12 protein-coding genes are annotated in these 21,580 nt (G+C 52.7%); 8 read left to right on the forward strand and 4 right to left on the reverse strand.

Annotated features, from left to right (window positions below; all coding sequences use genetic code 11):
* Positions 1-118: 118 nt before the first annotated feature.
* Complete coding sequence (locus VJ369_RS18235; protein ID WP_324093421.1) at positions 119-2,818, reverse strand: WecB/TagA/CpsF family glycosyltransferase; 2,700 nt, start codon at positions 2,816-2,818, stop codon at positions 119-121.
* Positions 2,819-2,913: 95 nt separating this feature from the next.
* Positions 2,914-3,501 carry an acyltransferase gene (locus tag VJ369_RS18240; protein ID WP_324093422.1) on the reverse strand — a complete coding sequence of 196 codons (588 nt, stop codon included), beginning with the start codon at positions 3,499-3,501 and terminating at the stop codon, positions 2,914-2,916.
* A gap of 273 nt (positions 3,502-3,774) precedes the next feature.
* Between VJ369_RS18240 and VJ369_RS18245 the strand changes: the two genes are divergently transcribed.
* The 3 genes from VJ369_RS18245 (at position 3,775) to VJ369_RS18255 (ending at position 6,899) form a co-directional block, all read left to right on the forward strand.
* The gene (locus VJ369_RS18245; protein ID WP_324093423.1) at positions 3,775-4,509 is read left to right on the forward strand and encodes a hypothetical protein; all 735 of its coding nucleotides are present in this window, start codon (positions 3,775-3,777) and stop codon (positions 4,507-4,509) included.
* A 3-nt stretch (positions 4,510-4,512) separates the two neighbouring features.
* Complete coding sequence (locus tag VJ369_RS18250; protein WP_324093424.1) at positions 4,513-5,799, forward strand: MFS transporter; 1,287 nt, start codon at positions 4,513-4,515, stop codon at positions 5,797-5,799.
* Between the two features lie 68 nt (positions 5,800-5,867).
* The gene (locus VJ369_RS18255) at positions 5,868-6,899 is read left to right on the forward strand and encodes a hypothetical protein (RefSeq protein WP_324093425.1); all 1,032 of its coding nucleotides are present in this window, start codon (positions 5,868-5,870) and stop codon (positions 6,897-6,899) included.
* A 22-nt stretch (positions 6,900-6,921) separates the two neighbouring features.
* Here the strand turns inward: VJ369_RS18255 and VJ369_RS18260 are convergent, their stop codons facing one another.
* Positions 6,922-12,726 (reverse strand): DUF4082 domain-containing protein, encoded by a 5,805-nt coding sequence (locus VJ369_RS18260; protein ID WP_324093426.1) that lies wholly within the window; start codon positions 12,724-12,726, stop codon positions 6,922-6,924.
* A 238-nt stretch (positions 12,727-12,964) separates the two neighbouring features.
* Complete coding sequence (gene lhgO, locus VJ369_RS18265; protein WP_324093427.1) at positions 12,965-14,167, reverse strand: L-2-hydroxyglutarate oxidase; 1,203 nt, start codon at positions 14,165-14,167, stop codon at positions 12,965-12,967.
* A 405-nt stretch (positions 14,168-14,572) separates the two neighbouring features.
* On the opposite strand from lhgO, the gene serA reads away from it, so the two are divergent.
* The 5 genes from serA to VJ369_RS18290 all read left to right on the forward strand — a co-directional run bounded on the left by serA (position 14,573) and on the right by VJ369_RS18290 (position 21,015).
* Positions 14,573-16,168, forward strand: a complete 1,596-nt coding sequence (gene serA / locus VJ369_RS18270; RefSeq protein WP_324093428.1) for a phosphoglycerate dehydrogenase — start codon at positions 14,573-14,575, stop codon at positions 16,166-16,168.
* A 428-nt stretch (positions 16,169-16,596) separates the two neighbouring features.
* Entirely contained in the window at positions 16,597-17,379 is a 783-nt protein-coding gene (locus tag VJ369_RS18275; RefSeq protein ID WP_324093429.1) for an FkbM family methyltransferase, read from the forward strand.
* A gap of 8 nt (positions 17,380-17,387) precedes the next feature.
* Positions 17,388-19,382, forward strand: a complete 1,995-nt coding sequence (locus VJ369_RS18280) for a hypothetical protein (RefSeq protein WP_324093430.1) — start codon at positions 17,388-17,390, stop codon at positions 19,380-19,382.
* On the forward strand, positions 19,379-20,293 hold the full coding sequence (locus tag VJ369_RS18285) for a hypothetical protein (RefSeq protein WP_324093431.1): 915 nt from the start codon (positions 19,379-19,381) through the stop codon (positions 20,291-20,293). The genes VJ369_RS18280 and VJ369_RS18285 overlap by 4 nt, the downstream gene beginning before the upstream one ends.
* 209 nt (positions 20,294-20,502) lie before the next feature.
* Positions 20,503-21,015, forward strand: a complete 513-nt coding sequence (locus VJ369_RS18290) for a CatB-related O-acetyltransferase (RefSeq protein WP_324093432.1) — start codon at positions 20,503-20,505, stop codon at positions 21,013-21,015.
* The last annotated feature ends 565 nt before the right edge of the window (positions 21,016-21,580 follow it).

Genomic DNA, 21,580 nt, shown 5'->3' on the forward strand with positions numbered 1-21,580 from the left:
GCCGGTGATTCCAACCTATATTTACTAGTAGATGATCTTAGTTTCTGTGATGGTTTGTCAGCGAACCGTTGAAGAGAAGCAGACCATGCCAGATCACGCAGTCAGCTTTTGCTGGGTACTAAGCCGCCCGGCGGCTTGAATCATCTCGTTCCCAGAAAACCCCTGCACCGGTGGCGACAGGTTTTTTGCTTCTACGGGCTACGGTAACCATGCCGGCATATACCAACGCATCCCAGGCAGAGATTGGCCCTGAAATAGACCTCGCTAATTGGCCGAGTGTTGACCGGGTGGTGGACGTTGCTTGGTCTTGGCGCAGTAGCTCCTGCTGTCCGCGGTAGTTCCTGCGCAGTATGGCAAGCAGGGACCCGACGGTGCGCGGGGTTTTGACCTGCACAGGAATTGTGGGGAGCACGGTTTTCTCCTGAGCCCCGAACAATTGATCAATAAATAGATCATCGGCGACTACCGCGGGGAACTGCGTGAATCGTGCTCGTCCGGTCTGGCTTAGGCCATACGCGCCGGCACCCCATAGAGCATCGTTGGTGCCTGGTAACCGGCGCCGTGCCCGGTAGAAGGCCCTTACGATGCTGGAGGCTCCTGCCGTGTCATAGGTGAATGCCGGTCTTGCCGAAAGTGCGCCGCGTTCCCCAAGGTGTTCAAAGACCATTCTCAGGGCTGAGGCAGTGATGATGATGTCTGCGTCCAAATACAGTCTTGGATATCCTTTGGCTATTTCTTCTGCCGCGTTCAACGCCGCCACCTTTGACGGCGTAGATATCTCAATGACTTTCACCCCGGAAAAAAGCCGGGCAACCTGAGCGGTGTCGTCGGTGCACCCATTGCAGGAAACAATGACCTGGACCAGTCCTTGCTCGGCAAGCGGTTGCAGAGGTTCTAACGTCTGGGCAATGACGGCCGCCTCGTTGTGTGCGGGGATAATCACCGTACCGAGGGGGAAACCATCATGAGGTTTGCTCCCGTGGGTAGCCGCCAGCAGGCTTGACCAGGAGCGTTCAGTGGCTACTGCGCGCAGCACACCACCGCGTTGTGGCTTCCAGGAACGCAAGACTTCGTGTCCTATGACGGCGTTCTGGAACATTGTGGCGGTGCGCGCAGGCTGCTGCTTACGTGCATACCTGATGCGGTTCACAGCCATGAGGGTCTCCAGCTGCACCGAGGCTCCGGATCCGCCCATTTGATGGGTCATTGAAGACTCCGGTTCATACCAGACCCGTGCTCCGGCCAGCCTGGCACGCTTGAAGTAGTCGGTTTCTTCCGAGTAGAGGAAGAACTGCTCATCCCAGGGGCCGAGTTCTTTGGCTAATGCTGAATCGATGAGCAGTGCCGCTCCGGTGGCCCAATCAATTTGATGCGGATGGGCGTAGCTTTCAAGATTGTATTCAATTTCTGAACCCCAACCTGGGCGTCGTGAGACGCGCTCGCCGAACAGTGCATCACCAGTCGCGCGAAGCACAGTTGGTTCACGGCGCAAGGACGTGTAGGTGGTTCCGTCTTCTTCCAGGAGGCGTGGGACAACAATCCCTGCCTGCGAGAGCCACATTCTGTTCAGCAGTCGCTGGATAGATCCGGGACTGACATAAAGATCAGGATTGAGGATCAACACCGCTTCGCAGTCGCCGGTATATGGCCTCGCTGCATTGATCCCGCCAGCATAGCCAAGATTGGAACCGGTAGGGACCACGATGACATCATTATGCTTTTCCAACAGATGTACCGTACTGTCCACCGAGCCGTTATCTGCAATGACTATTCGCAGCCGTAGCCCCGAAGCTTCATCACGTAACGAGGAAATTAGCTGCTCAACTGAGTCGGCGTTGTTGTAGGTCACTGCGATGACCGAAACATCCACCGGAGCTTTCCCAGCAACGAACCTTCCCTCACCTGGTGGCTGTAATCTCGGGAATTTGCGGGCAGGTTTTTGCACCAGCGGACTTGCCTGCGTGGGGGAGATGAGCTTGCTTGCCCGTTGCAGCGTCAGCAATCCCGGAGGATCATCCACGAGGTAGCGCTGTGCCAGCCGGCGAGGTTCAAGACTTAGTCTCCACGCCCATTCCAGCCCAGAAGTAGCCACCCATCCAGGTGCACGTTGTACGGTTCCGGCCAGAAAATCTACCACAGCGCCAAAGGCTAAAAGAACACTGGCTCCGGTCAATGATCCGTAAGATGCCATCCACAGTTCTTGACGTGGCTTACCCAGCCCGACTACGAGAATGTCGGTGTTACTTTCACGAATGGCGCCCACTAATTGCATCGAGAGAGTTTCGTTTTCAATCTCATTGCGCTCCGGGGACCAGAATCCTGAGACGCGCAGATTGGGTCGTTGTTCGGCTAGCTGTGTGGCGAGCTCGGCTTGAATTTTAGGCTGGCCACCAAGGAATCCCACACGCAGTCCATGAACTTCGGCTTCATCGAGGATGGGGCCAATCAGATCGCTTCCAGCGAGCCTTGGCCAGAGCTTTCCGGTCAATTGTTTGGTGCGCATGACTAACGGTGCCCCATCGATGAGGTTCAGCCATAACATTGGCGGTGCATCAAAGGGGGAGGGTGCTTCTGGCATGTAGCGCAGCGGCCTACTGGGATGCAGGGAGTCACCCAGCACCCCTTGCCAACGGCTTCCGTGACCAAACTGCACGATATGGTCCAGATTTGCTGAAACTACCGATAACGGTGACAGTGCGGCGTCCGGTGATTGTTTGGACTGGCGTGCGTGGCCAATGATTTTATTGACGGCGTCCGTTTGAGTGAGTAGATCCACCACTATTCCGGCCAGATCCACGCGTTGATTTGTGGCAGTCATGATTTTCCTTGAAAGATGTGTAAGCACCACCAAACCCGGTCGAAGACAGCGCGGGCTTTGGAATGGTGGAAAGTGCGGGAGATACCAGTGGCCGGTTAGGCCGGAACCGTGAAATCGGAGCCGAGGTGGTCATAGCGTTCACCGGTGGCAGGGCACTGCCAGGAGCCATCGGTGAATTCCAGTCGGTGGCCGGCCGTGCCTACCCAGCCAATCTGCCGTGCTGGCACGCCAACTACCAGTGCATGGGCCGGGACATCCCGGTTGACTACCGCGCCGGCGGCCACCATGGCCCAAGCTCCGATATGCACTGGTGCAATGCAGACGGCACGCGCTCCGATGGAGGCGCCCTGTTCTATGGTGACTGCGACTGCCTCCCAGTCCTCATTTCCCTTGCGGGTTCCATCAGGATTGATGGCGCGTGGAAAGAGGTCATTGGTCAGTACCGCGGCAGGGCCAATAAAGACCCCATCAGCCAGCGACGCCGGCTCATAAACCAGCGCATAATTTTGCACCTTGCAGTTATCACCCAGAACAACATCGGGACCAATGTAAGCGCCTCGTCCAATGTTGCAGTTTTCTCCGAGAACAGCACCTTCGCGAACCTGTGCCAGGTGCCAAACGCTGCTCTCATTGCCAATGGTCGCTAAAGGCGACACATCGGCACTTCGCTCGATGTGAGTCATGAATTTCCCCCAAGAATTCGGTTCAACACGAACCGTTGAGCCTACGGACCCCAATGCCGTATGCCTCTATCTTCCGAGCATAGTTCTGTATTCAGCGAGAAAAATTGATCAACGCAGAAGGGAAGTGCAACCCACTGTTTACCCGAGTCCTGCCAAGTAAATATCGAGTATGTCTCCGGACCTATTGCGCTTATATCTCTACAGGCCGAGGTATAGCCTAGTGAGCAGGTTATCTCGTGATCCTGGGGGAGCATGATAACTAATGGGGGAAATATGAAAAGCAAAATACTTGTGTCTATAGTGCTGGGCGCCGCCGCGATATTGCTGGTGGTCGCGCTCGCCCTGGATTTCGGCGGGTCTACTCCTACTGCTGACCCGTCCGCTGACACTGCGCAAACTCACTTGTCCACCGCTCCCACGGCTTCATCTGCTGCGTCCGCTCAAGCATCCGCGAGCCCGTCCGCAACCGGCAAAGATTCTGATCCGATGAAACCAAAGACTGAAGAGAAAAAGTCTGGCGAACCCAAAGCTGAGGCTACCCGTCCAAGTTGGGACCCGAAACCTAGCGCTTCGGAATCGCGGTTGGAAGTACCCGAACAACCCAAGGCTTCGCAATTCAAACTGCCGGATACACCGGAACGTCAACCCGTATTAAAGAAGGCTCCAAAAACCGGTGTGTCCACCGGCAAACTGACCAAAGAATTTCCCAAAGACGCGGTACCGGTGCCCAAATCCACAACTATCGTTCAGTCTTCGGTAGAGAAGCAGGAACAGCTGGTTTTTGTCGGAGTCGAAGGTCGTAGCAGCGCGAGCGTAGATGAGGTTCTTTCCTTCTATTCTGAGCACTTCGAGAAGCAGCACTGGCTGACTACGCAAAGTGAACCGGTCACCGGTGTGACTCAATTGCTGGGGTCTTTTGGTGAGGACTCTACGACGGTAACGATTCGCCAACTACCTACCGGGGCAACGTCAATCGTTGCAGCCGGAGTATTTGAAATCCAGGAGTAGCGAGTGTATCTGAGCCTCGCGGACTGGACCTCGCGTAAAGCCTCTGGTGCGAACCGTGCAAAAACCGTGGCGTTCAAAGCCTCTCCGACGGTCATTGCTCTGGGAATAGTCAGTATGCTGACTGATATTTCCTCAGAATCCGTGGCCGCAGTTCTACCGCTTTATATTACCGGCGCACTGGGTCTCTCCATGGTTGCCTATGGCTTCTTCGAGGGAATGAACCAGTCCATTAGCTCCGTGGTCCGCATCGGAGCAGGATATGCCGCTGATCGCAGCAACAAACCCAAACCGATTGCCGCAGCAGGTTACGGGTTGTCCATGGCTGCTCGTGTTGGATTATTGTTTGCCACAGGATTTGGCGGAATCCTTGCGGTCATTGGATTAGACCGCATTGGTAAGGGGATCCGTACCGCACCGCGTGACGCAATGATTCAGCAAGCTTCGCAACCCGAGCATTTAGCCAGGTCCTTCGGGCTACACAGGCTGTTAGATACGGTGGGCGCTACTGTCGGCCCGCTGCTAGCGTTTGTGGTGCTCATGCTGGTTCCGGGGGACTACCGGATGGTCTTTGTGGTGTCGTTGGCTGCCGCAGTATTGGGTGTAGCGGTCTTGGCACTGCTGGTGCCCAACCGGAAACTCGTTCAGCATGAAGCTGCTGAAGACCGCGGTGAAGAAAGCACCAGCAGTGTTCCGTGGCCGAAAATCCGAGAGCTGGTGCGTGGGCCGTTGGGAAAGGTGCTGCTAGCCGCTGGTTTCCTTGGACTCCTGACCATCGGTGATGGTTTCGTTTATCTGGCGCTGATGGAACATGGGCAGCTGGAGGCAATGTGGTTCCCGCTCCTTTTTGTGGGAGCCAACTTGTTCTTCCTCATTTTTGCTGTTCCTTTGGGAAGAATTGCAGATAAGACATCCCGTGCAGGGGTCTTTGTCCTTGGGCATTTAGCCCTCGCCTTGGCATATATTTGTGCCGGGGCCGGCGGTTCCTTGCTCTTCCTCATCTGTGCACTGGCGCTTCTGGGTACTTTCTATGCTGCTACGGATGGTGTTTTAGCGGCGCTTGCAGGCCAACTGGCACCGACTGGAGCAACGTCGACGGCCATCGGAGCCGCCCAGACGGTGGTAGCTGTGGCGAGATTATTTGCCTCTACCGGGTTCGGAGTGCTGTGGATTCTCCTTGGCAGCACCACCGCCATGCTGATCGCCGCAGCGCTGCTACTACTGTTGGTGCCGGTGGCCTGGCGGCTCTTGCTGTCCAAACACCGGGAACCTAAAAGTACACTAACTTCATGACTAAGCAGGCGGCCGGCATGTCGGCTCTTGCTGTCCAAACACCGGGAACCTGAAAGTACACTAACTTCATGACTAAGCAGGCGGCCGGCATGTCGGCTCAAACCAGGTGGCTCATCCTGGCAATCGTTGCGGTACTAGCACTTGGTTCTGTAACGGTCTACGCGGTGCAAGCCTTTGGACGCTATCAAGCACGGACCACCGGGGCATCCGCAGCCCAGATCACCGATAAATTACATGACGGAAATCGAATAGTCTTTCGCAACACCGCCATGGGTGAAGGCTATGGGCAGATTGCCTCGGTAGCTATCGCAGAGCCGCAAGGACCTCGGGAACTATCTCAGACCGCCTGTGACAGGGTCGACGCGACGACCGAATATATTTCCTGTATGCGCACTCAGCGCGGAATCCCGACAACCTTTGAAACGCGGATCCTTGACGCGCAAGCAAATACTATCGCTGAATGGCCGTTGCCCGGAGTTCCCAGCAGAACACGAATCTCCGAGGGAGGGCTGGTAGCCACCACCGCATTTGTCACCGGGCATTCCTATGCCGCCGACAGTTTCTCTACGGAGACTGTCATCAAGTCCGTGCAGGGGGAGGACTTCGGAAACCTTGAAGATTACTCGATTTTCATTGATGGGCATGAACTGACAGCTGTAGACCGCAACGTTTGGGGCGTAACTTTTGTTTCTGAAAACAAGTTCTACGCCACTGTGGCTTCCGCAGATAAGACGTGGATGGTGGAGGGGAACTTGGAAGAGCGCCGGATGAACTCCGTCATCCAGAATGCTGAGTGCCCATCCGTTGCGCCGGATCATTCCAAAGTGGCTTACAAAAAACGCCGGGCTCAGAGTGGGCTGGCGCATTGGGATATTGCCGTCCTAGATCTTACGACGCAGAGGGAAATCATCCTCCCGCTGGAACAAGGATTTGATGATCAGCTGGAATGGCTGGATTCGCAGACATTGATTTTCGGCATGCCACGCACCGGAAGTGCGGGCGACAGTGATGTCTACAGCATCTTGGCCTCCACCAACTCCGAACGCAAGCTATTTATCAAAGATGCGTGGTCACCGTCGGTAGTGCGTACCACTGGTTAAGCCGGTGGTATCGGCTCGGTGATCAGGGCGTAGGTGCCACCGTGGACGGCTCTTCACTTGCCACCTCCGCGTCCTGTGCTGCCCGGCTGGCAGATGATTCCGTGGGACTTGCCACCGGTTCTGTAGCTACAGAATCACTGTCTAGTGTCTGTGGGGTTTCCGTAGTTCCGGTGTCAGCCGTGCTGTCCGACTGAACTGGAGGGCTTGGTTCGGGTGTTAGACCCGCAGTCGGGTCAGCTTGTGAAACTTCGTAGAGCACGTCCACAAAGTAGTTGCTACTGTTCCAGGAACTGCCGGGTTTACTAGTGTTCCCGTAGCGGAAGACGCCATTTGAACCTTCCAACCGCAGTTCACCATTAGATTTTCCATCCGCGAATTGCGCAGGAGTATGCACGTAACCACCATTTGGCGCATGGTAGGAAACGGTGAACTCCGTGCCTTCAGAGATTTCCACGGCGGTGCTCAAATAGGCGGTATGCCACCCTTGTTCACTAGTCGATTCAAAGCTGGCGGTAGCCAATTGAGTACCGGAGGAATCCCAAACGGTACCGGTGTGAGAGCCGATGCCTCCGGGTCCTTGGTAATAGCGAAGGGCGTGGAGACGTACGTCTGTTTCCGCCACCATGCGCATACCCAATTCAACCGCTGCGGTATCGCCTGGATCCAGCACAGTTGGCGTTTCATTCAGCCCGAGGAAGGAGACCGTGGGTGTAGTGATACCCACGGTGGAGAAAGTCCATGGAGCAAAAACTTCTTGGGTGCTTCCCGCACCTAGGAGATTAACCGTATCCACTGTAATCACGCTGGCTTCGGGTAGCGGAGCCGTTGGGCTGAAAGTCAGCGTCTTATTCCCGTTGGAGATGAGGGTGGTGCCGTCAACCAAAGTGGCGCCAGCACTCACCGCGATTATTGCTTCGCCACTCACTGCTTGACTGAAGTTCAGTGTGATGTCGCTGTCTACTGCGACATCACTGGCACCAGCACTCGGCGATCTGTCAGTGAGCGCGATCGGTTCTGCCGCTGGTTTAAACCTCACATCCACGAGATAACTGGTGGAAACCATGGAGGCGGGGAAGCCTTGGTTGTAACCGTAGTGGCCGGCGGATCCGCTGGTCTTTAACGGGCCAACCTGTAATGCGTTCCCCAATAGACCTGGTGAGGCTGGGTAGACGCCGTTGCTTCGATACGCTGCAACATATTCATTATTGGGATCAATAGGTACTGGCGAATCAAATGCAGCATACTGCCATCCGGACACCGGAACATCAGGGAAGACTAGCTCGGCAATAACTTCACCGGTGGTGGAGTAGAGCCAGCCATTGTGCGCCCCGGTTTCGCCGACGCTACGGAAGAATTCCATTCCGAGGATTTCTCCTGCAGTATCCGCAGAGAACCGAGTGCCCAGAGTTACCGGTACTCCATCATGTATTGCTGCCACCGTTGGGGTGTCGGTATTGCCGAATAAACCACAGGGGCAGGCCAACGGATCATCAGGTGCCAATGGTGCGGTGCGGAATGACCACGGAGCGACTTTGAATTCCGGTGAGCCCGGGGAGCTGATGTTCGCTGGCGTCACGGTCATGATCGCGTCTGCTGGCAGTGGCTCGGTAGCAGTGAATGCCAGGGTATTGCCATCAGTACTGATTGCGGTAGTGCCGGCAATGGTCGTGTCCCCGGTAGATACCGTAAGAGTTGCCGAAGCATCGATCTGCTGATTGAAGCTCACGGAAATAGCTGCAGCAGTCCCGACCCCTGACGACTGGGCGCCCGGCACAAATCCGGTCACCTCAAGAGCTTGCACCGATTCGGTAGGAGTTGCGGTGGGACTGGTAGGAGTAGCCGACTCGGTAGGCTCGGCAGATCCACCTGGAGTGCTGACCGTATAGGCCAAGTCCACGAAATAGTTACTGCTATTCCACGAACTGGCTGGGACACTTCCTGAACCATAGGTGAAGAGCCCATTAGAACCAGTCAGTGAAAGCTCAGCGTTTGCTTTTCCATTGGCGAAGTCCGCGGAGGTAAAGACGTAGCCTCCTGACGGGGCCTGATAAGAAATGGTGAATTCACTGCCTTGGGTCATGGTAACTGGGCTGTCCAGGTAGGCAGTCTGCCACCCTTGCTGTGTGGTTTGTGCAAATGTCGCGGTGGCCAGTTTTGCACCAGTGGAATCCCAGATAGAGCCTGAATGCTCACCGTGCCCCGCAGGACCCTGGTAGTAGCGCAGCGCGTGCACTTGAATATCTTTTTGCGCACTGAATTTCAGACCGAGCTCCACCGGAGCGTTATCGGAAGGATCAAGTTGGGCCGGCTGCTGATCTTCAAGGAAGGTGTTTAAGGCTGGGCCTTGGCCCGCCGTCCTAAACGTCCACGAAGGCAGCGAAACTTCACCAGATTCTGCGCCCACAATACCGGTGGCCTTAACACTCACTACGGTGGCTTCGGGCAGTGCAGCATCCGGGGTGAAGGTCAGTAAATTACCGGACGCAGCGAGTATGGAGGTACCTGAAATACTTCCTTGGGCAGTACTGACTTCCAAGGTGGCGCCTGGTTCCAGAGATTCGCTGAAGGTTGCGGAGATTTCAGTATCCACCGACACATCATTTGCGCCCTTGGCAGGTGTTTGACCGGTAATGCTGACAGGATTGCCCCGAGCCGTGAAACTGACGTCAACGAGATAACTTGCTGAGACCATAGATCCAGGGAATTCCTCGGCGTAGCTGTAGTGCCCCGCATTGCTCGTAGTACGAAGTGGTCCAGCCTGCACAGGCTGGCCAAGCCCTCCGGGAGTTACTGGATAGATTCCATTACTTCGGTAGGCAGCAACATATTCAGTATTTGCTTGGATACTGACCGGCGAATCAAAGGCGGCATACTGCCAGCCGGTGGCCGAGTCATCAGGAAATTGAACCTGGGCAATGGTGTTGCCATTGGATGAATAGAGCCATCCGGTGTGTGTGCCTGTTTCACCGGGAGACCGGTAGAACTTCAACCCGTTGAGCACACCGTCAGTATCCGCGGAGAACCTGGTGCCTAGAGTAACCGGCTTCCCGTCATTAACTACAGGCTGTGCGGGGATATCTTGGTAGTTGTACAGGCCGCACGGACAAGCAGCCGGATCTGTGGGTACCGGCAGTACAGTATTGAAAGTCCACGTATTGCCGCGGTCCACCGGATTTCCGGTCAAGTCTGTGGCGCTCAGGGTGACCGTGTAGCTGCCACTCTCAGCTAGTGGTTCCTCCGGCTGGAAGGTGGCCCGCCGCGTGGTCTGGTTGTAGCTGGTGGTGCCGGAAACATTCTGTCCGGAAGAGTCCTGAACCTTGAGGCTGACAGAAGACGGATCACTTTGTTTGGAAAGAGTGGCACCTATGGACGCGGTCACCGGCACGCTATTGGCTGTCGGGATAGGTGACTGACCATAGGCACTGAGTACTATGGATGCGCCAGTTTCAAAGACCGCATCCACGTAGTAGTTGCTACGGTCCCACGCAGTAGTAGGGAAACCTGCAGAGCTACTGTAAAGACCTGCTGAAGGTGTGCCAAAACCGCCGGCAACCTTCACCGGAGACCAATCAACACCACGGTAGGCGAAATCTTGGACGGCCACGGAGTAGTGTCCGTTAGGTGCGTAGTAAGAGACAACAAATTCATCACCGGCGTGTGCCTCTACCGGCTCGCTGAATGACGCGGTTTGCCAGCCGGTGCTGCTTTCATTGCTAAAAGTGGTTGTCGCCAATTCGGTGCCGTTCAGGCTCCACAGCGTACCGGTATGATTACCGGTGTTTGCAGCACTCTTGTAGTACCTGACACCGGTGACATAGCCCTCGGACGCAGCAGTAAACCGCAACCCCAGCTCCACCGAGGAACCGTCCCCGGAATCCTTGGTCTTAGGCTCTTGTTGGCCGAAGGCGCTATATGGTCCTTTTACTTCGAAAGGTACAGGGGTTGCCTCTGCGGGGTAGTTGGCAGAATCGTCAACCGAACGGACGAGCAGATCATTTTCACCGGATCCGAGTTGAACCGTGTTAATTGACCATTGTGTGGTGCCTTGGGCTAGCTGCCAGGAAAGTCCTGAGTCAAAGGAATACTCAACCGCAGCGACCTGTCCCTGCACGTCACTGGCGGTGCCTTCTACACTGACCATTTCGCCAAAGGAAACCGCGCTCGCCGGTGCCGAGGTTACCTGAACCGAGGGAGCCTGAAGATCTTTGGGAGCGTCCGGAAATTCTAGATTGCTCATAAGCGTTGCAGGTAAGGCGTCCATGTCTGCCAACAGATTCAGCTGAGCTTGTTGCATCCGTGGATCTTCTGGCGCGCCATTACCGTCGTGCCATTGATCAAGTCCCCAGGTCCATTGAATAGAACCGGCGGAAAAGACCGAAGCTCCGCTTGCTGCCTTATACAGAGTGGTGTGGTGCGTGGTGGACCCCGGGGCTACTTGATTGCCGAAGTCCTGCAAATATTCTGGAATGTTCCCGGTGGTAGTGGACAGGTGGATGAGCCCTGGCGGCCTGAAACCGTTGGGCAAGTCTTCATTGGATTCATAACCTACGGTATGCGGAGCAAGTTCAGTTTTGCTGCCCGCCGTTTGGCTGTCCAGAGAGGTATCGCGCCAGAGGCGCATTTTTCCTTCTTGTGCGTTCACCGTGACCGGGAGATCTCCACTGTTCACCACGTAGGCGGTGCCAGTTAACCCATTTTCGGGAAGACCTCCGCCTTGTTCTTGAGATGCAAAGCGCGGATCGCGCCAAGTGCCCGTCCATTGGGAGGAAGGATCAATCTTGGAATTGGACCAGGTCTCTTTGTAACTGACTAACGTCCGGTAATCATTTCCTCCGGTAGTTGAAGGCTCATACCGGGTACGCCAGTACACCTCGTTACCAGAAAGGAACTGCAAGTTCACCCCTGCATCCCGGGCGGCTTCTACATTGCTGCGTTGGGCGCCGGACCAGTATTCGTCATGGCCTACGGAAAGGAAGACATTATGGTTGGTGAGCAGGTCTCCATGCCTGTCGGTGTCAACACCGGAGAAATAGCTGACGTCGTATCCATTGCGTTCCAGGAATCGGACCATTGGGTATTCGGCCCCAAAATAGAAATCTCTGGCTTCAATTCCATCACGTGTCGCGAAGGGCCTGTTGTAGCTGATCTTAAAAGCGCGGCCGTTGTCTGCTCCGGAATAGAAATCTGAACCACCGTAGAGGTTATATGCGTGCCAGGTGGGGTCAGAAGTTTGGAAAAGCACCTGAGAGGTGCTGGATTCATTGCGCACGATAAAGGTGATGTGGCTTGAATCCCCGGTGTCGGTGCGGGTGAGTTTTGCCAGGTACACGCCCGATACCGCATCACTTGGGACATTCCAGGTTGCCGAGATACCCCATGTGCCGCAGTCGGTCAGTTCGGTAGCTACATCCGTCAAGCATTCGGGCTGGATCTGCGGAAGCTGAGCGCTGGGCGAAATAGAGGTGATTTTCCGTGCGCCGAGACCTTGATACCAGCCGGTACGGTAAATATCGATGGAGTATGCGGAGGCATCGGTGTCAATCTTAAAATCGATAGGATCTCCGACATTCACACTGATATCAGCGGCAAATCCTTGGATTGAGTCATCCCCGGCTCCGTCGATATCCCATTCGGTCCACGGTGACCCAGGTTTAGAATTTTCGCAGACAATGGCATTGTCCTGGGGACCACACTGCTCGGCGGCGTGCGCTGGCGCGACCGTCAACAAGGAGAGTAGCAGTCCGGCAAGGGCAGCGAGTGCTACCCAGAAACGAGAATTTCTCGTAGCGCGACGTTCTCTGGCTTCACGACTTTTCAATTGCGCCACGCTCATTACATCCCCCAAGGAAGCTCCCGCACAGGGGAGAAGTTTTTGAGCATGAACTTAGCTAGGACATGCCCGTACCCAGAATATGTAGCTCAACGTGCGGAAGACAGGAAATACATGGAAAACGAGAGAATCTCGGGTGTGTAAATCTCAAAGCTAGGAAGGTGACGTCGAGACCAATGTGCGAACCAGCTAGGACCTTGGTGCGCGGACTACATCAACGTCTAAGGCGACACTTTTATCGTGGACGGCCTACGGGGTAGTGCTCAAGCACATAGTCAGCAATGGCCATCGCTGAGGTGGCGGCTGGCGAAGGCGCATTGCGCAGCACAGTCACCGGGCCAACCTGGTCCACGGCAAAATCGTCAAGCAGCGAACCGTCTTTGCTCCACGCTTGCGCACGTACTCCGGCTTTGCCTTTGCTGACGAGATCTGCTGATTTGAGTTCTGGAAGGTAGGCCTTGGATTGCTTCAGATACAACGGCTTGATCAACGAGGCGCCGATTTCCGCGGCACCCATCTTCCAATATTTTTTGACTAGAGTTGATGCGCCTGGCCAGCGTAGTGAGTCCATAGTGTCTTTGAATGAAAATGTTTTCCAGTCGTAGCCTTCCCGCGCTAACGCCGGCACCGCGTTCGGTCCTACATGTACCTCGTCATATACACCGCGGGTGAAGTGCACACCTAGGAAGGGGAAACGCGGGTCGGGGACCGGATAGATCATTCCCTTGACCATTGCTGACGAACTCTTACTCATCACCCAGTATTCGCCGCGGAAGGGAAGAATTTTAGGTGAGGGATCTGCGCCGACCTTTCGTGCGATCACGTCTGACTGCAAACCCGCACAGACGATGAGCTGATTAAAGCGGTGAGTGCCTTCCTTGGTGGACACTAAACAAGCTTGGTCAGAAACCTTGACGGCGGTAACTTCGGAGTTCAGCAAAATCTCCCCGCCAGCAGCCTTGACCTCTTCAGCCATGCTGCGCGTTATGGCGCCATAATCCACCGAGGCGGTTTGCGGAGAATGCAGGGCGGCAATTCCTGCGACGTGAGGTTCGATTTGCACCAGCTCATCGCGGCGCAGCCGCGCTAATCCTGGGACTTGGTTCGCTATGGCACGTTGCTCCATGCCGGCAAGTCGTCCTAGCTGGTCATTTCCCAAAGCAACAACTAGTTTTCCCAGCTCCCGGTAGGGCAGAGCATGTTCCTGGCAGTATTCACGGGTCAGCGCTTTACCGCGTGCACACAGCTGAGCCTTGAGCGAGCCAGGCTGGTAATACAAGCCAGCGTGGACTACTCCGGAGTTACGGCCGGTTTGGTGGCTCGCAAGCGTTGCTTCTTTTTCGAGCACAGTTATGCGGTGTTCACCTTTAAGCGACAACGCGCGGGCAAGAGCGATCCCCAAGATCCCTCCGCCAATGATTCCAATGTGTGTTTCCATATGTTCCCAAGTTTCGGACTCACCACAAATCGCAGTGATAGCGTTTCAACCCTCAGCTGATCGTATAACCACTTCCGTGCCACGTCCATGAATGAGGAAGCGTCTCAATGAGCCCAAGGTTTACCAGACGAGTCAGGCTGTCTAATCCCCGAATATACGGTTTGGAGGCACAGATCAAGTGAGCATCATCCGCAGCTGACGGTGTTTTGCAGGTCACGTTATCAGTAAAAAAGATTATTCTACGGTGCAAGTGAAAGTTTTCACAAAGTCATCAAGAAGCTGCGTAATATGCGTATATTCAACGGTTTTTGAGCGTCCACGGCGCTAGGGTAGAACATGTTGGCGATTATCAACGATCACCAATATGCAAGCATCAGCCCAAGAAATCGCAAAGGTGCCACACCCGTGTCTGACAACAAGCCAATCGTACTTCTGGCCGAACAACTATCCCCAGCAACTGTCGCTGCGCTCGGTCCCGACTTTGAAATTCGTCAGACAGACGGAGCGGACCGCTCCCAGCTGCTCGAAGCAATCGCAGACGTAGACGCCATTCTGGTGCGCTCCGCCACCCAGGTTGACGCCGAGGCCATCGCCGCCGCCAAGAACCTGAAGGTGATCGCCCGTGCCGGCGTAGGCCTGGACAACGTTGACATCAAGTCCGCCACTCAGGCCGGCGTCATGGTGGTCAACGCTCCCACCTCAAACATCATCTCGGCAGCAGAACTGACCGTGGGCCACATTGTCTCCCTGGCCCGCCGCATTCCGGCAGCCAACGCCTCGCTGAAGAGCGGCGCTTGGAAGCGCAGCTCTTTCACCGGCATTGAACTGTTCGAGAAGAAGGCCGGCATCATCGGCTTGGGCCGCATCGGTGCCTTGGTCGCAGCACGCCTGCAGGGCTTCGGCATGGATGTCATTGCTTATGACCCATATGTCACCCCCGCACGCGCCTCCCAGCTGGGCGTCACATTGGTAACCCTGGATGAACTGTTGGCACAGGCTGACTTCGTCACCATTCACATGCCAAAGACTCCAGAGACTCTGGGCATGCTGGGCAAGGAAGCCTTCGGCAAGATGAAGAAGAGCGCCTACGTGATCAACGTGGCCCGTGGTGGTCTAGTAGATCAAGACGCGCTGTATGAAGCCTTGAAGAATGAAGAGATCGCCGGTGCCGGCATTGACGTTTTCGTGACCGAGCCCAGCACCGACCTGCCATTCTTCGAATTTGAGAACGTCACCGTCACTCCGCACTTGGGCGCTTCCACTGATGAGGCTCAGGAGAAGGCTGGCGTATCTGTAGCTAAGTCGGTCCGCCTCGCACTGGCTGGCGAACTAGTGCCAGACGCCGTCAACGTTGCAGGCGGTGTCATCGACGAGAACGTCCGCCCAGGCATCCCGCTGATCGAGAAGCTCGGTCGCATCTTCAATGCACTGACTTCCGGCTCGCTGACCAGCATCGACGTAGTCGTTGCCGGGGAGATCGCGTCCCTGGATGTGAAGGCTCTCGAGCTCTCCGCATTGAAGGGCGTCTTCATGGATGTCGTTTCGGACCAGGTCTCCTACGTCAACGCTCCGGTGCTTGCCGAGCAGCGTGGTGTGGCTACCCGTTTGGTCGCCACCGCAGACTCGCCTGAGTACCGCAACCAGCTGACCATCAAGGGCGCTACCAACGAAGGTACCCAGCTTGCTGTTGCAGGTACCTTGACCGGTCCAAAGCAGATCGAGAAGCTTGTCGGAATCAACGGCCACGAGATTGAAATCCCCATCACGGATCACATGATCATTGTTCGCTACGCCGACCGTCCAGGCGTTGTCGGGTCACTGGGCAACGTGCTGGGGGAGCAGGGCATCAATATTGCAGGCATGCAGGTCTCCCGTGATGAAGCACGTGCCGAAGCGGTTGCTGTCATCAACATTGATTCGGCGCTTCCTGGCGGAGTGCTTGATGTTGTCGGCGCTGCAATCGGTGCGAGCGTTGCGCGGGAGATCAACCTTTCCGAATAACGCATCGTTATCTAGAGATTTAGAAGTTTACTTGTAGGAACTCCCTGCGATGCAAATTAGTTTGGCATCGCAGGGAGTTCCGTTGTCTGTCGAAGCTCTGGGATGACGACGTTGCTGCAAAATGACGTCTGAGATTAGTGTGGAATTTATTAATTCAAAGGCTTGCCCAGAACCAAAAATTGTCGGTACTGTTCCCATAGTTGCGAGCAGGATCCGTGTCGAGTTTAGGGTCCAAGGACACAAACACGGTAACTGAGCAAGAAGCAAACTTCGCACATATTATGATTACAATTGATCAGAGTTCTAAGAATCACAACCTGAACACAGATCTTAACCTAAGTTCGCGGTGGACTGACTGGCGTTACTAAGGCCTCAGAGGATAAATGCCGTGAGAACCAAGACACTACCGAAAGTACAGGGATGCTCAAGTGCGCGAACAAGAAACTGATCCGAATGAACAGGTTCCACGCAATGAATCCGTAGAGTTCAACTACGGAAACGACTCTGTAGAGCTTTGCGGCATCAGCGGGGAATACCTATTCGAACAGATCCGACGCAACATGAGATTCTATGAAGAGGATGTGCTGATTTTACTCGGGCACTTATCAACTCTCGTGGAAAATGAAAGCATCCTTGATGCAGGTGGAAATATCGGTAATCATACCGTTTTCTTTGCAAAGATACTCGGTCAAAAAGTTTATACTTTTGAACCAATTGAGAGCAACATAGAGATCCTCAGAAAGAATATCGCTGCTAACGAGCTTGATAACAAAGTAGTTCTCCGACCGGTCGCCCTTTGGTCCAGCGTCAAGAGAGTCGATTTCCATCAGAATATCGAAGATAACGGTGGAACGTACAGCGGCGAAATTGACATGGAAGGTCGGTGGGAAACATCTACTATTGATTTAGAAGTATCTGAATCAGTAAGTATTATCAAAGTTGATGTCGAGGGTGCTGAAGCCGATGTTCTACTTGGCGCGCTACAAACCATTGAGCGTTCCTTACCGATAATATCGGTGGAAATACACGATGTTCAAAATTACAGAAAAATCTATGAAATTCTAAAAAGCTACTCATACGAAGTAATTGCAATTCTGGGACGAAGTGATAATTACATATTTTATTCTCGAAAACAAGCAACTTTCAATCAAGCTAAAAGACTCGTGGAAGTGCTGAATGGCCGTAAGCTTGTCCGGAACACGAATAAATAAGGGACTAAATGTACAGCGCGAATGACAAAAACTTGGATCTTTCTAACGCACTCTTTAAGTCAATTAAAGCCTATAAGCGGTTAGCCCGAGACGTCGAAGCACAATCTAATTCTGTGAAGAAGCCAGGAATGTATTTTGATAACTTGCTGGCAAGCTTTGCACCTCAAATTGAAGACGAAGTCCGTCTTAACCTTGCTGATTTCGAAGCACATGATAGAAATTTGGCAAAAGAAGAAATCACGGTACGCAAGAGAGCTGACTTAGTCAGAATTGGCATTGCATCAATGCCTGGCCGCGAATCTGGTCTGAGCACTGTCCTTCAGCAGCTAGCACCCCAAGCAGATGAAATTTTCGTTTATTTAAATTCCGTCGACTCTGTTAATGATCAGTTGCCTGAATACAAAAATGTGCGTTACTTTACTGGTCCAGACTTGGGTGACCGCGGAAAATTCCAATTTATGGATCACTTCGAAGGTTACTATCTAACTTGTGATGACGACATCGTTTACCCACGTAATTACGTGCAGATAATTATAAACGGAATTGAAAAATACTCCCGAAAAGCTGTTGTCGGTTGGCATGGATCGATCTTTAAAGATGACTTCCAGAAATTCTATGATGCCAAGTATCGACAAGTACTTTCATTTTCCAAGTTACGCGGTAGGGACACCTTTGTCCATATTCTGGGAACGGGCATTTGTGGGTTTCACACGTCGACGGTCTCTCTGACTACTGAAGACTTTAGGCTTCCCAATATGGCTGACGTATACCTTGGTATTCAGTGTCAGCTTCAACAGGTGCCGATGGTTGTCCTTCGACACGAAACAGACCAAGCGACTCCAATTGATACGCCAGCTGCAATCTCGACGGTATCGATGGGCAAGGCTCAACATAAGAACCTTGATGTCGGAGAGATGGTTACCAAACTTGTACAGAGGCATCAGCCTTGGGTCATCAATGAAATCACCGTTTCGGAAGAAAGCTCCGCACTGAAAGTTGCGTTCATCGGTAGAACTGACAAGCAAAGGTGGAAGAAGGGCGGAATCTTAAAGAGCGCCCACCTGACAAAAGACATGCTGATAGCAGCTGGTCACGAGGTAAAACTTTACGATATTGAAACTAGCAACCTCGAAGACGTTAATGTTTTCGACCCCGATTGCGTAATCATTTATGTAGGTGATCCAGAACGACCTGATTTTGCTTCTGTCGAAAGATTAATTGAAAAGTACGCAATTGCCGGTATTCCGGTACTTATTAATCTCTCGCTAAATATCATGCAGAACCGAAATGAACTCATTGTTGCAAAGATGAAAGAGTATGAGTCGCGACATGGAAATGTCGTATCATTGATGGTTTTTTCAACCCTAGTCAAGCAACTCAAAGCGTTCAAAACTATCAGTCACCTAATGACTGTTTTCCCTAAGAGCCTGGAAACTTTCCGAGAAACGCCACTACGTTTTGAAGACCGTAAGGGTGTATTTATCGGCGATATCGGTAAATTGTCGAACCCTGAATTAGTAGAAGGGGACGTTCACGCATGGATTCGGGCAATTCGAAAAGCAGTACCGAACGAGCCCATTATTGCGGTTCAACAATACCGTCCGGCGAATCAAGTGCCTTTAGATATTGACGAAGTCTGGCCATTCATGATCGAAGAGTACGAAGCAAGACTCTCCACCGTAAAATTAATGGTGAATCCTATTAAGTTTGCAACCTTCGAGATGGTTCCAGTAGAAGCCGCATCACTCGGGGTGCCTGTAATTCACACTGAAATGCCTCAGTCGCTCTCGGAGACCTTCGGTGGGGCGTCGGTCGAAATCTCAGGACCAGAAGAACTAACTGAATTTCTTCCGATGATTTGTAACGATGAGGTTATGTGGAATGGGATTTCTACGTTAGGCAGTGAATCCGTCGAAGCAAAGCGTATGTCTAACATGGCACCTATCATGAGCTTGCATCTTCGCGCCTTTGTTAGCCGCGTAGCGAAGGGGAATAACAAATGAAAAGGTTAGATTCTCTAGCGTCATTACTTTATTTGGTATTCAGCATTGTAGCCCTCTATCTGCTGTGGTTGTTGGCTGATATCTCAACTGTTGTTCTTGCTGGTTTTTCTCTAGTCCTACTCTTCCTATTCATTGAAACTTGGCGCATTCGTCGCCAAAATGCGAAGTATGCGAAGAACACGAAGGATACACTTCTGGCGATGGAGAAACGGCAAAATCTTCTAGCTAAGGAGATGCTTACCTGCCTTGATGACAATTCGAAACGACTAATCGATCACGAAAGTTCAAGGGCTAGGGGATCCCAAAAGATTCTTTCTGAAGTCCGGTTAAATAGTCGTAGGCTTGCGGACCATGAGGGTGCTCGAGTGAGGGCAGCCGAAAAGTCACGTGTTTCTGCAGAGCATATGCTGCGACGCCTAAGTGACCAGATTGACGAGATCTCTAGTCAGATTGCCACTCATACCGGTAAGTTCAGTGACCGCTTCGGCAATCATATTTCTAAAGTGCAAGAGTCGTTGAACGATCTTGATGGCATCTTGCGGGGTGGCCTGGACATTGAGTTGGAAGGTTTGAAAACTAATACTGAGCTATTGAGAAAGCAGTTGAGTGATCACGAAGGAGCTCGCGCGAGGGCCAGTAAACGAGAGTCCGACTTAATTTCTCAAATTATAATCGAAGCTAAAGAAATTAATAAATCAGTTAAATCCTTTGATGATTCTGACATTAAAAACAAGATTTTGAGTGGTGTTGAGGGTCTGATTAGTTACACGGAAAACAAACTATTAACGGAAATGGACGATTTATTATTTGAGATAATTCTTCTGAGGAGGCACCTTGATGGCGAAACTGAGATTACACTGCCAGATGTGCTCAATATTAGTTCGATTTCCTCAGTGAAGCGGCAAAAGTAAAATATCCAATATACTTGATTGTATTTTTTGTCTCGGTTGATGAATGATTGATAAGTTTCGTTTTTGGGAGGTGAGTGTTTGTGAAAAGTCGAAAGCCCCCTTTACTTTCTCAGATTGTGTCCAAGGGATGGGCGTGTTTCGCTGAACCAGAAGTCAGACTCGCAGGGTGTGAAATAATTGGAACTATTTTTGTGGGTTTTGGAACGTACATGAATCGTGGTTTCCTAAGGAGTTATGTTGAGATCGGGAGATATTGCAGTATTGGACGAGATGTAACGATTGGCCTGGGGATCCATGATTACAACAACATTACGACGTCTCCGTATTTCCCGTTTCCAGTTAACCCATCGAATTCCAATTTGGTATCCAATGATCCTAAGCGGAGAGTAATTATCGGGAATGACTGCTGGATTGGAGACGGCGTAAAAATCGCGTCGGGGGTAACTGTCGGCGATGGTTCCATTATTGCAGCGGGTGCAGTTGTCACTTCCAACGTCGAACCATACGCAGTTGTCGGTGGTATTCCAGCGCGTTTCATTAAATGGAGGTTCGAGGAAGAAACTAAAAATCGCTTACTTGCAACGCGGTGGTGGCAGTTTGAACCGGAATACCTAAGCACCATATTTAATGGTGATTTATCAGACTGTATATCTGCGTTGGAGAATGGCGCAGCAGAGCATGCTATTTACGAAAAAAACTATACCAGAATTACTCCACAATGATTTCTTAAAGATCCAATACGAGTTAGCGAAGACAATGCCCCGAGGTAAGCTACTTGCTAAACAGCTTTAGATGGTACTTCTTTTCTGACGACGTGGACTCAGGGCTCTGGACATCATTTCGCCCTTTATGAGTTGAGTTTCCCAGAATACTGAGAAGGAATCGGCTTCTACCAATATTAATACAGTCACGTCTGAGATCTAATTAACTAAACGAATACTTGTGGTTTACGGGAGGTGCGAAGATGGTTCCGACAAAAACTCAACCAACACTCGCCTTCGCACCCACAAGTGAAGCAGCAACCCCAGCGAGTTGTCTTTACGGGCTGGTTCCGTAGTGCCGACGTGGTACTTTCCTATGGTCTGAAACAGTGCTAAATAGCCTCAAATGGGACTTCTCCTGTATCGTGCCACGGTTAGTGATTGTATATCATCAATACCCTCTGACCTGACCATTCATCCGGTCAGAAGATCGAAAAGGGACACTAATTCATGCGCCCACCGTAGGCTAGAACCATGACCATGAGATTCATCCGGAAGGCCCGCACCAAGTCAGGTGCCGTCGCCG

This window comes from Glutamicibacter sp. (assembly GCF_035257265.1).
In the GTDB taxonomy this organism is placed as follows: Bacteria; Actinomycetota; Actinomycetes; order Actinomycetales; family Micrococcaceae; genus Glutamicibacter.

What these genes read in the sequence shown, in the direction of transcription:
- lhgO (WP_324093427.1), bottom strand. Translation starts at nt 14,167, where the DNA reads ATGGAAACACACATTGGAATCATTGGCGGAGGGATCTTGGGGATCGCT.
- VJ369_RS18290 (WP_324093432.1), top strand. Translation starts at nt 20,503, where the DNA reads ATGAATCGTGGTTTCCTAAGGAGTTATGTTGAGATCGGGAGATATTGC.
- VJ369_RS18255 (WP_324093425.1), top strand. Translation starts at nt 5,868, where the DNA reads ATGACTAAGCAGGCGGCCGGCATGTCGGCTCAAACCAGGTGGCTCATC.
- VJ369_RS18240 (WP_324093422.1), bottom strand. Translation starts at nt 3,501, where the DNA reads ATGACTCACATCGAGCGAAGTGCCGATGTGTCGCCTTTAGCGACCATT.
- VJ369_RS18235 (WP_324093421.1), bottom strand. Translation starts at nt 2,818, where the DNA reads ATGACTGCCACAAATCAACGCGTGGATCTGGCCGGAATAGTGGTGGAT.
- VJ369_RS18245 (WP_324093423.1), top strand. Translation starts at nt 3,775, where the DNA reads ATGAAAAGCAAAATACTTGTGTCTATAGTGCTGGGCGCCGCCGCGATA.
- VJ369_RS18280 (WP_324093430.1), top strand. Translation starts at nt 17,388, where the DNA reads ATGTACAGCGCGAATGACAAAAACTTGGATCTTTCTAACGCACTCTTT.
- VJ369_RS18285 (WP_324093431.1), top strand. Translation starts at nt 19,379, where the DNA reads ATGAAAAGGTTAGATTCTCTAGCGTCATTACTTTATTTGGTATTCAGC.